Here is an 11,337-nt window from a genome sequence, read left to right on the forward strand (position 1 = left end):
CCGGGCCTCAGTTGCCTTGCAGGCTGGGCGGCAGGCACACGCCGGTGCCAGCGATGCCGCAGTAGCCGTTGGGGTTCTTGGCCAGATATTGCTGGTGGTAGGCCTCGGCGAAGTACACCGTTGGCGCCTGCTCGATCTCGGTGGTGATCGGGCCAAAGCCGGCCTTGTCCAGCTCAGCCTGGTAGGCCGCTTTGCTCGCGTTGGCTTGCTCAAGCTGCTCGGGGCTGGTGCAGAAGATCGCCGAACGGTACTGGGTGCCGACGTCGTTGCCCTGGCGCATGCCCTGGGTCGGGTTGTGCAGCTCCCAGAACATCGCCAGCAGCTCCTGATAGCTGACCTTGTCCTTGTCGAACACGACCAGCACCACTTCGGTGTGGCCGGTCAGGCCCGAGCAGACTTCTTCGTAGGTTGGGTTCGGAGTGAAGCCGCCGGCATAGCCGACCACCGTGCTGACCACGCCTTCGCGCTGCCAGAAGCGGCGCTCGGCGCCCCAGAAGCAACCCAGGCCAAAGATGGCGAAATCGACGTTCTGGAAGAACGGCCCAAGCAGCGGCGTCTCGTTGAAGACGTAATGCATCTCGGGCAGGCTCATCGGCGTCTCGCGGCCAGGCAGGGCCTGCTCCGCAGTAGGCAGGACGTTTTTGTTCACCAGGATTTCCGAACGCAGGACCATAGCCGCTCCTCTGTATATTCAGTAGATGTAGGCAGGGGCCGTCAGCGCGCTGCTGCGGCCCGAATGACTTGTATAGTGCCCTAGACTGAGCGCGCTGTCAGGCCACTGGTCCGCGCGGGTAGCGCTTGAGGCGCTCAACCAGTTCGCGGCCGGGGATTGGCCGATCGAACAGGTAGCCCTGGCCGACGTCACAGCGATGGCGGCGCAGGAAGGCCAGCTGCGCAGGGGTCTCGATGCCCTCGGCGACTACTTTGAGCTTGAGGTTGTGGGCCATGGCCACCACCGCCGAGGTGATTTCCATGTCGTCCTGGTTGTCCGGGATTTCGTTGATGAAGCTGCGGTCGATCTTGATGATGTCGATCGGGAATTTCTTCAGGTAGCTCAGCGACGAGTAGCCGGTACCAAAGTCGTCCATCGCCAGGGTCAGCCCCAACGCCTTCAGTTCGATCAGCTGGCGGTGGGTGTCTTCGGTCGCCTCAAGCAGCAAGCCTTCGGTCAGCTCCAGTTCCAGCAAGTGCGAAGGCAGGCCTTCTTCCTTGATGATCGAGCCGATCGAGCTGACCAGCTCAGGGTCGGAAAACTGCTTGGGTGAAAGGTTGATAGCGACGTGCAGGTCACCCAGGCCAGCGGCGCTCAGTTCAAGGCTCATGCGGCACGACTGGCGCACCACCCACTTGCCGATGGGGATGATCAGGCCGGTTTCTTCGGCCACGCTGATGAACTGATCCGGGCGGATCATGCCGCGCTCCGGGTGGTTCCAGCGCAGCAACGCTTCCAGCCCGAGGAGGCGCCCGCTGCGCAGGCACAGCTTGGGCTGGTAGAACACCTCCAGCTCGTTCTGGGTCAGGGCGCGGCGCAGGTTGTTCTCGACGAACAGCTTGTAGCTGGCTTCGGCGTTGAGCACTTCGGTGAACACCTGCACCTGATGCTTGCCGTTGGCCTTGGCCTTGTGCAGGGCGAGGCCGGCGTTTTTCATCAGGGTCTGCGGGTCGCTGCCGTGCAGCGGCGCGCAGGCCAGGCCTACCGAGGCGGTGACGTTGATCAGCTGGTTGTCGACGAACATCGGCTTGTCGAGGGTGCGCAGCAGTTGCAGGGCAATGCTCTGGCCGCCCTCCAGGCTGGTGTGGTCGAGCAGCACGGCAAATTCGTTACTGGCAAAGCGCGCAAGGATGCCGCCGACGGTCAGACTGTTGCGCAGGCGTCGGGCCAGGCTCACCAGCAGCTTGTCGCCGGTCTGGTGGCCAAGGCTGTCGTTGATCCGCTTGAAGTTGTCGATGTCGACCAGCAGCAGGCACAGCGAACTGGCGCTGTCGCGGCTGAAGCGCTCATCGAGGTTGCGAATGAACGCCGGGCGGTTGCCCAGGTTGGTCAGGTTGTCGGTGTAGGCCAGGCGCTCGATGCGCTGCTGAGCCAGCTTGCTCTGGGTGACGTCTTCGTAGATGCCGATGTAGTGGGTCAACTCGCGGTTGTCGCCGTACACCTTGGAAATCGACAGCTGACCCCAGTAGGGTTCGAGGTTCTTGCGCCGGCTCTTGAATTCGCCCTGCCAGCTGTTGCCCATGTCCAGGCTCGACGGCGAATCGAACAGCAGCTCGCTGAGGTTTTCCAGGGCCGGCAGTTCGGACAGGCGATGGCCCTGGACCTCATCGGTGCTGTACTGGGTGATCGCGGTGAAACTTGGGTTGACGTACTCGACCACGCCGTCGCGGTTGACCAGCAAAAAGGCGCTGGCGCTCTGCTCGACCGCGCGCTGGAACAGGTGCAACGCGCTGGCAGCGGTACGCCGGTTGTGGTTGGTGATGACCTGGGCGAACTGGTCGGCGAGCTCGCCTGCAAAAGCGATTTCATCCGACTGCCAGGCCCGCGGCATGCCGGTTTGCTCCAGGCACAGCACGCCGACTACCTGGCCGTCGACGCGGATACTGGCGTCGAGCATGGCGTTGTCGGAGGCCGGGAACAGGCTCTGCGCCATGTCGCGGGTGCGCGGGTCGTGGCTGGCGTTGTGCGCGTCGATGGCGCGGCTGGCATGCAGCGCTTCGATGTAGTCGGGGAACTGGCTGGCGTCGATCGGGGCCGGTAGGCGGTGCTCCTGGTCAAGCCGGTACCAAGCGGTAATCGGCTCCAGCTGCTGGTCATGCAGGTACCAGATGCTCGAGCAGTCGACGTTGTAGATTTCACAGGCGCTGCGGGTGATCAGCTCGGCGGCTTCGAGCAGCGAGTTGTCGGCGCTGTAGCGCTGCCGCGCCAGGCGCAGAATCAAGTCTTGCTGGGCTCGTACCCGCTCCAGATGCTCTAGCTGTTCCTGCTGCGCGCGCTGGTTCAGCTGCAGAGCGATCTGCAGGCGGTTGTTGCGGGTTTCCAGGTCGCTGGCGGTCATGTTGATGCTGTCTTCGGCGTGATCATCGAGCACTGTCAGGTACCCGCGCAGCAGCTGCCGGCCATGCTGCTTGTAGACTTCGCCGCACTCCAGCAAACGCAATGGCGCCGGGCCAACGTGCAGGGTGTAGCGCACCCGGTAATGACCACGGCGCGACAGCTGCAGCTGGATCTCGTCATGCAGGCGATAGCGTGCTTCGGGCTCCATCAGGCTGGCATACGGCGAGCTGACCAACGCGCACAGCTCAGCGGCAGGCAGGCCGAATTGGCGGTCGCAGTTGGGGTCCAGGTAGAGCATCGCCCAGTTGGCTTCGTTGAGCCTTTCGAAACGCAGCATGCCCAGCCGCGAGGGCACGGGTAGCTGGGTCACGACCTCGGCCGCCACTCGGGTCGCGGCATCGGGTTGGCTTTTCATCGAAGACTCGCTTGAAGAGGGTGACAGGGCCTGGCAGGCAGCGCATCTGGCAAGGTTGCATCATGTCCCGAAGGCTGGCAAGCGGCCATGTCGGGCTATTGGCAGTTTATCGGCAGGGGCGTGAGTTTCTGCAGCCGGTTGCAGTTTTGCGGGCAAAAAAAAGCCCCGCCAGAGGCGGGGTTGAGGTACGAGCGTGGCAGCTCGAAAGTAGTGCCTGCTGCCCCGGCATGTACCGGGGCAGCAGTTGCAGCATTACAGCAGGATGGTGCGGATATCACCCAGCAAGTCGCTCAGGCGCTTGGTGAAGCGCGCAGCAGCGGCGCCGTTGATCACACGGTGATCGTACGACAGCGACAGCGGCAGCATCAGCTTGGGCTGGAAGGCCTTGCCATCCCAGACTGGCTGGATGGTTGCCTTGGATACACCCAAGATCGCCACTTCCGGCGCGTTGACGATCGGCGTGAAGCCAGTGCCGCCAATGTGACCGAGGCTGGAGATGGTGAAGCAGGCGCCCTGCATCTCGTCGGCCGAAAGCTTTTTGGTACGGGCTTTTTCAGCCAGTGCCGCAGCTTCGCCAGCCAGTTGCAGCAGGCTCTTCTGGTCGACGTTCTTGATGACCGGGACCAGCAGACCATCCGGGGTGTCGACGGCGAAACCGACGTTGACGTACTTCTTGCGGATGATTGCCTTGCCGCTTGGTGCCAGCGAACTGTTGAAGTCCGGCAGCTCCTTGAGCAGGTGGGCGCAGGCCTTGAGCAGCAGCGGCAGTACGGTCAGCTTGACGCCGGCCTTTTCCGCTACGGCTTTTTGCGCGACACGGAAGGCTTCCAGCTCGGTGATGTCAGCCGAATCGAACTGAGTCACGTGCGGCACGTTGAGCCAGCTGCGGTGCAGGTTGGCAGCGCCGACCTGCATCAGGCGGGTCATGGCCACTTCTTCGACTTCACCGAACTTGCTGAAGTCGACTACCGGGATCGGCGGGATACCAGCACCACCGGTTGCACCGGCGGCGGCCGGCGCTTCCTTGGCCTTCTGCATCATCGCCTTGACGTAGACCTGCACGTCTTCCTTGAGGATGCGACCGTGCGGGCCAGTAGCCGAAACAGCGCCCAGCTCGACACCAAATTCACGGGCCAGCTGACGTACCGCAGGGCCGGCATGGACCTTGGCGTTGCTGGCAGCAGCCGGGGCAGCAGCCTGGGCCGGTGCAGCAGCTGGAGCCGGTGCGGCGGCAGGTGCGGCAGCCGGAGCAGCCTCAGCCTTGGCCGGTGCGGCAGCCGCCTGGGCAGGGGCCGCAGCAGGTGCGGCGCCAGCGATCTTCAACTTGAGGATCAGGTCACCGGTGCCGACTTCGTCGTCCAGCTTGGCGATCACTTCTTCAACCACGCCAGCGGCAGGCGAAGGGATCTCCATGGAGGCCTTGTCGGACTCCAGGGTGATCAGCGACTGGTCAGCTTCGACGGTGTCGCCGGCCTTGACCAGTACTTCGATGATCTTGGCCTTGCCCGACGAGCCGATGTCCGGCACGTGGATGTCCTGCACGGTGGCAGCAGCAGGAGCTGCGGCCGGCGCAGGAGCAGCCTCGGCGGCTGGCGCAGGCGCGGCAGCCGGTTGTTCGGCGGCAGGCGCAGCAGCGGCTGGAGCCTCGGACGCCGCAGCGCCCTCGGCTTCCAGAACCAGCAGTTCGTCGCCTTCTTTCAGGCGATCGCCCAGCTTGACCTTGAGCTCTTTGACGATGCCGGCTTTAGGCGCCGGAATCTCCATGGAGGCCTTGTCGGACTCCAGGGTCAGCAGGCTCTGGTCAGCCTCGATGCGGTCGCCAACCTTGACGAACAGCTCGATGATTTCACCTTCACCGCTGCCGATGTCAGGTACGCGAATGAGTTCGCTCACTTAAAAATACTCCTCAGCAGTCCAGTGGGTTGCGCTTGTCCGGGTCGATGCCGAACTTGACGATGGCATCAGCTACCACCTTCGGTTCGATCTCGCCACGGTCAGCCAAGGCTTCCAGGGCAGCCAGCACCACGAAGTGACGGTCAACTTCGAAGAAGTGACGCAGCTTCTTGCGGCTGTCGCTGCGACCGAAACCATCGGTACCCAGGACTTTGAACTCTTTGCTCGGCACCCACTGACGGATCTGCTCGGCAAAAATCTTCATGTAGTCGGTCGATGCGATAACCGGGCCTTTGCGACCGGTCAGGCACTGCTCGACGTAAGTCTGCTGTGGCTTCTGGCCAGGCTTGAGGCGGTTGGCGCGTTCTACGGCGAGGCCGTCGCGACGCAGTTCGTTGAAGCTGGTAACGCTCCACACGTCGGCACCGACGTTGAACTCTTCGCGCAGGATCTTCGCAGCTTCACGGACTTCACGCAGGATGGTGCCGGAACCCATCAGCTGAACGTGGTGTGCCGCGTCGCGGGTGTCTTCTTCGAGCAGGTACATGCCCTTGACGATACCTTCCTCGACACCGGCCGGGATTGCCGGCTGCTGGTAGGATTCGTTCATCACGGTGATGTAGTAGAAGATGTCCTGTTGCTCTTCGGTCATCTTCTTCATGCCGTCCTGAATGATCACCGCCAGCTCATAGCCGTAGGTTGGATCGTAGGTGCGGCAGTTCGGGATGGTCCCGGCCAGCAGGTGGCTATGACCGTCTTCGTGCTGCAAGCCTTCACCGTTGAGGGTGGTACGGCCGGCGGTACCGCCGATCAGGAAGCCACGGGTGCGGCTGTCGCCAGCGGCCCAGGCCAGGTCACCGATACGCTGGAAGCCGAACATCGAGTAGAAGATGTAGAACGGCAGCATCGGCTGGTTGTGGTTCGAGTACGAAGTACCGGCAGCGATGAACGACGACATGGCGCCGGCTTCGTTGATGCCTTCTTCGAGAATCTGACCTTTCTTGTCTTCGCGGTAGAACATCACCTGGTCTTTGTCGACTGGCTCGTAGAGCTGGCCGACCGACGAGTAGATGCCCAGCTGGCGGAACATGCCTTCCATACCGAAGGTACGGGCTTCGTCCGGGATGATCGGAACGATGCGCTGGCCAATCTCTTTGTCCTTGACCAGCTGCGCGAGGATCCGCACGAAGGCCATGGTGGTGGAGATTTCACGGTCGCCCGAGCCGTCCAGGATAGCCTTGAGGGTTTCCAGGGGCGGGGTCGGGATGCTCATGCTCTTGGCGCGGCGCTGTGGTACGAAGCCACCCAGGGCGGAGCGACGCTCGGCCAGGTAACGGGCCTCGGCGCTGCCTTCTTCTGGTTTGAAGAACGGCAGGTTCTCCAGCTCGTCGTCCTTGACCGGGATGTCGAAACGATCACGGAAGTGACGCAGGCTGTCGACGTCGACCTTCTTGGTGTTGTGCGCGGTGTTCTTGGCTTCGCCAGCACCGGTACCGTAACCCTTGATGGTCTTGGCCAGGATGACGGTCGGCTGTTCCTTGTGGTTCACAGCCTGGTGGTACGCCGCGTAGACCTTGTACGGGTCGTGGCCGCCACGGTTGAGCTTCCAGATCTCGTCATCGGACAGGTCTTCGACCATGGCCTTGAGCTCTGGGGTGTTGAAGAAGTGCTGACGGACGTACGCGCCGTCCTTGGCCTTGTAGTTCTGGTACTCGCCGTCGATGACTTCGTCCATGCGACGTTGCAGGATACCGTCGACGTCCTTGGCCAGCAGTGGATCCCAGAAACGGCCCCAGACCACTTTGTTGACGTTCCAGCCACCGCCACGGAACACGCCTTCGAGTTCCTGGATGATCTTGCCGTTACCGCGCACTGGGCCGTCGAGGCGCTGCAGGTTGCAGTTGATGACGAAGATCAGGTTGTCCAGCTTCTCGCGGCCAGCCAGGGAGATCGCGCCCAGGGATTCCGGCTCGTCGCACTCGCCGTCGCCCATGAAGCACCAGACCTTTTGCTTGCCGGCCGGGATGTAGCCGCGGGCTTCGAGGTACTTCATGAAGCGCGCCTGGTAGATCGCCTGGATCGGGCCCAGACCCATCGAAACGGTCGGGAACTGCCAGAAATCAGGCATCAGCCATGGGTGCGGGTAGGACGACAGGCCTTTGCCATCGACTTCCTGACGGAAGTTGTTCATCTGCTCTTCGCTGATCCGGCCTTCCATGAAGGCACGGGCGTAGACGCCAGGCGAGGCGTGGCCCTGGAAGAAGATCAGGTCGCCGCCGTGTTCGTCGGTCGGGGCCTGGAAGAAGTAGTTGAAGCCGATGTCATACAGGGTGGCACTGGAGGCAAAGCTCGAGATGTGTCCGCCCAGGTCCGAATCCTTCAGGTTGGTGCGCATGACCATGGCCAGTGCGTTCCAACGCACCAACGAGCGAATGCGGCGTTCCATGAACAGGTCGCCAGGCATGCGTGCTTCGTGGGTGACAGGGATGGTGTTGCGGTATGGCGTGGTGATGGCATACGGCAGCTGGGATCCACTGCGGGTGGCCAGCTCGCCCATACGGGTCATCAGGTAATGAGCGCGGTCTTCGCCTTCTTTGTCGAGGACCGACTCCAGGGCATCCAGCCATTCCTGGGTTTCGATTGGATCGAGGTCTTGCATGGCTTGCTCCAGGGCGGAAAGGCAACCAGAATCGGCTGCCTGAGTTTGCGACTGGCCTTATGGGCAGACGTCGTGAATTCTTGGATTACCGGAGTGTGACCCGGCGCCGTGTAGTTTTACTACAAAAGCTTTCGCATTTCATGCTTTTACACGGTTGGGGTAGTAGTAATACTACAGAAATGCGACGTTTGGTCGCACCTTGGCTTGTGGGGAAAAACGTTCATGTTGGTTGGCGATGTAGCTGAGGCGGGTGGATCTTGATATTTAATGCCAATGATTCGTTGATTTCAGCTATTTACAACTTTTGTATGACACTTCAACCGCGGTCCCGCTTCCCCGTAGCCAATTACACCCCTCTCTTTGTTGCCGATCAAGGATAGCCCATGCGTCTGCCTTTGCCTCTCGATCTGCCCGCTGGCTTGCAACCACTGGTCGTCCGTAACCAACAGCTGCTGAACGAGGCGCTGAGCAGTCAGGACGACCCTGGCCTGTCTACGTTGAGCGCCGAGCATCGGCAGCAGTTCGAGCAGGTGGCTGCCGCCAGCGAGTTCATCTTCGATCAGGCTCAGCGCGAGCCGGGTATGTTGCTCGAGCTGCTGGCCAGCGGTGATCTGGAGCAGGCCTATGCGCCGGGCGAGATGACCGCGCGGATTGCCGCAGTGGCCCAGGCGGCGCAGAGCGAAGAAGAGCTGGCGCGCAACCTGCGCCGGGCCCGCAACCGTCAGCAGATGCGCATCATCTGGCGCGACATTACCCGCCAGGCGGCGCTGGGGGAAACCTGCCGCGACCTGTCAGATATGGCCGACGCCTGCATCGATCAGGCTTACCAATGGCTGTACCCGCGGCATTGCCAGCAGTTCGGCACGCCTATCGGCAACCGCAGTGGCGAGGCGCAGCACATGGTCGTACTGGGCATGGGCAAGCTGGGTGCGGTCGAGCTGAACCTGTCTTCGGACATCGACCTGATCTTCGCCTTTGCCGAGGGCGGCGAGACCGAGGGGGTCAAGCGCTCGCTGGACAACCAGGAGTTTTTCACCCGCCTCGGCCAGCGCCTGATCAAGGCACTCGATCCGGTCACCGTCGATGGCTTTGTGTTTCGCGTCGACATGCGCCTGCGTCCCTACGGCTCGGCCGGCGCGCTGGTGCTGTCGTTCAATGCACTGGAGCAGTACTACCAGGACCAGGGCCGCGACTGGGAACGCTACGCCATGATCAAGGCGCGTGTTGTGGCCGGTGATCAGGCTGCCGGCGCCCAGTTGCAGGAGATGCTGCGGCCGTTCGTGTACCGGCGCTACCTGGACTTCTCGGCAATCGAAGCGCTGCGCACCATGAAGCAGCTGATTCAGCAGGAAGTGCGGCGCAAGGGCATGGCCGACAACATCAAGCTGGGCGCGGGTGGCATTCGCGAGGTCGAGTTCATCGCCCAGGCTTTCCAGCTGATCCATGGTGGGCGCGACCTGAGCCTGCAGCAGCGGCCACTGCTGAAGGTGCTGGCCACCCTTGAAGGGCAGGGCTATTTGCCGCCTGCAGTGATTACCGAGCTGCGCGAAGGCTATGAATTCCTGCGTTATACCGAACACGCCATCCAGGCCATTGCCGACCGGCAGACGCAAATGTTGCCCGACAGCGACATCGATCGGGCGCGGGTTGCGTTCATCCTCGGCTTTGCCGACTGGGACAGCTTCCATGCCCAGTTGATGTACTGGCGCGGACGCATCGACTGGCACTTCCGCCAGGTCATCGCTGACCCGGATGAAGACGAGGCCGAGGGCGAACTGGTGGTGGGTGGCGAATGGTCGCCGCTGTGGGAGCAGGCCCAGGATGAAGAGGCCGCCTGCCGCCAGCTTGAAGAAGCCGGCTTCGGCCAGCCAGCCGATGCCTTGCGCCGCTTGACCGGGCTGCGCGCCAGCCCGCAGCTGCGTTCGATGCAGCGCCTGGGCCGCGAACGCCTGGATGCATTTATCCCGCGCCTGCTGGCTCAGGCCGTTGAACACGACAATCCCGACTTGGTATTGGAGCGGGTACTGCCGCTGGTCGAGGCGGTGGCGCGGCGCTCGGCGTACCTGGTGTTGCTGACCGAGAACCCAAGTGCCCTGCGCCGTCTGCTGACGCTGTGCGCAGCCAGCCCGTGGATCGCCGAACAGATTGCCCGCTATCCGCTGCTGCTCGATGAGCTGCTCAACGAGGGCCGTCTGTTCAGCCCGCCGCTGGCGCCGGAATTGGCCAGCGAGCTACGCGAGCGGCTGACCCGCATCCCCGAAGACGACCTCGAGCAGCAGATGGAAGCCCTGCGCCACTTCAAGCTGGCGCACAGCCTGCGCGTGGCTGCCTCGGAAATCAGCGGCAACCTGCCATTGATGAAGGTCAGTGACTACCTGACCTGGCTGGCCGAGGCGATTCTTGACCAGGTGCTGGCGCTGGCCTGGCGCCAGACCGTGGCCCGTCACGGTCAGCCCAAACGCAGCGATGGCAGCCTGTGTGATCCAGGTTTCATCATCGTCGGTTACGGCAAGGTCGGTGGCATCGAGCTGGGCCACGGCTCTGATCTCGACCTGGTGTTTATCCATGACGGCGATCCGCAGGCTGAAACCGACGGCGCCAAGCCGATCGACAGCGCGCAGTTCTACACCCGTCTGGGCCAGCGCATCATTCACCTGCTGACCACCCAGACCAACTCCGGCCAGCTGTATGACGTCGACATGCGCCTGCGTCCCTCGGGCGCTGCCGGCTTGCTGGTCAGCTCGCTCGGTGCGTTCGAGCGTTACCAGCAAGGGCAAGCCTGGACCTGGGAGCATCAGGCGCTGGTACGGGCGCGGGTGCTGGTTGGCTGCAAGGACGTGGCGAGCGCGTTTGAAGCGGTGCGGGCGAGGGTGCTCGGCCAGCCACGTGATCTGGACAAACTGCGCGCCGAGGTCAGCGAGATGCGCGCCAAGATGCGCGGCAGCCTGGGCACCAAGCAGACTGCGGCAGGCACTGCGAGCAATGCCTTCGAGGCTGGCGTGCCGTTCGATATCAAACAGGATGCCGGCGGCATCGTCGATATCGAGTTCATGGTCCAGTACGCGGCGCTGGCCTGGTCGCACGCGCACCCGGCGCTGCTGCGCTGGACCGACAACATCCGCATCCTCGAAGAACTCGAACAGGCCGGGCTGGTGCCGGCCAGCGATGCAATATTGCTGCGAGAAGTGTACAAGGCGTTTCGCTCGGCCTCGCACCGCCAGGCCCTGCAAAAGCAGGCCGGGGTGATCGACGCCGCGCAGTTCGCCACTGAACGCGCCGAAGTGCGCCGGATCTGGGGTGAGTTGGGTTTGAGCTGAAATC

The 11,337-nt window shown here is 62.8% G+C and carries 5 protein-coding genes; 1 reads left to right on the plus strand and 4 read right to left on the minus strand.

Going from position 1 to position 11,337, the window contains the following annotated elements; translation table 11 throughout:
- Positions 1-7 precede the first annotated feature (7 nt).
- The 4 genes from msrA to aceE form a co-directional block, all read right to left on the minus strand.
- Positions 8-673, minus strand: a complete 666-nt coding sequence (msrA, locus tag ACIOAU_RS19540; RefSeq protein WP_101322452.1) for a peptide-methionine (S)-S-oxide reductase MsrA — start codon at positions 671-673, stop codon at positions 8-10.
- Between the two features lie 97 nt (positions 674-770).
- Entirely contained in the window at positions 771-3,464 is a 2,694-nt protein-coding gene (locus tag ACIOAU_RS19545; protein WP_150570454.1) for a bifunctional diguanylate cyclase/phosphodiesterase, read from the minus strand.
- 252 nt (positions 3,465-3,716) lie between these two features.
- Positions 3,717-5,357 carry a dihydrolipoyllysine-residue acetyltransferase gene (gene aceF, locus ACIOAU_RS19550; protein ID WP_101322450.1) on the minus strand — a complete coding sequence of 547 codons (1,641 nt, stop codon included), beginning with the start codon at positions 5,355-5,357 and terminating at the stop codon, positions 3,717-3,719.
- Positions 5,358-5,370: 13 nt separating this feature from the next.
- Positions 5,371-8,016: a pyruvate dehydrogenase (acetyl-transferring), homodimeric type gene (gene aceE / locus ACIOAU_RS19555; RefSeq protein WP_101322449.1), complete on the minus strand. Its 2,646-nt coding sequence runs from the start codon at positions 8,014-8,016 to the stop codon at positions 5,371-5,373.
- A gap of 383 nt (positions 8,017-8,399) precedes the next feature.
- Here aceE and glnE point away from each other — a divergent pair, with 383 nt between their 5' ends.
- Positions 8,400-11,333 carry a bifunctional [glutamate--ammonia ligase]-adenylyl-L-tyrosine phosphorylase/[glutamate--ammonia-ligase] adenylyltransferase gene (glnE, locus tag ACIOAU_RS19560; protein WP_401184051.1) on the plus strand — a complete coding sequence of 978 codons (2,934 nt, stop codon included), beginning with the start codon at positions 8,400-8,402 and terminating at the stop codon, positions 11,331-11,333.
- The last annotated feature ends 4 nt before the right edge of the window (positions 11,334-11,337 follow it).

This window comes from Pseudomonas sp. NPDC088322, from assembly GCF_044740745.1.
Lineage (GTDB): Bacteria > Pseudomonadota > Gammaproteobacteria > Pseudomonadales > Pseudomonadaceae > Aquipseudomonas > Aquipseudomonas shirazensis.

Excerpts from the sequence above, each read along its gene's own strand:
- msrA (WP_101322452.1), bottom strand. The coding sequence starts at position 673 with ATGGTCCTGCGTTCGGAAATCCTGGTGAACAAAAACGTCCTGCCTACT.
- ACIOAU_RS19545 (WP_150570454.1), bottom strand. The coding sequence starts at position 3,464 with ATGAAAAGCCAACCCGATGCCGCGACCCGAGTGGCGGCCGAGGTCGTG.
- aceE (WP_101322449.1), bottom strand. The coding sequence starts at position 8,016 with ATGCAAGACCTCGATCCAATCGAAACCCAGGAATGGCTGGATGCCCTG.
- glnE (WP_401184051.1), top strand. The coding sequence starts at position 8,400 with ATGCGTCTGCCTTTGCCTCTCGATCTGCCCGCTGGCTTGCAACCACTG.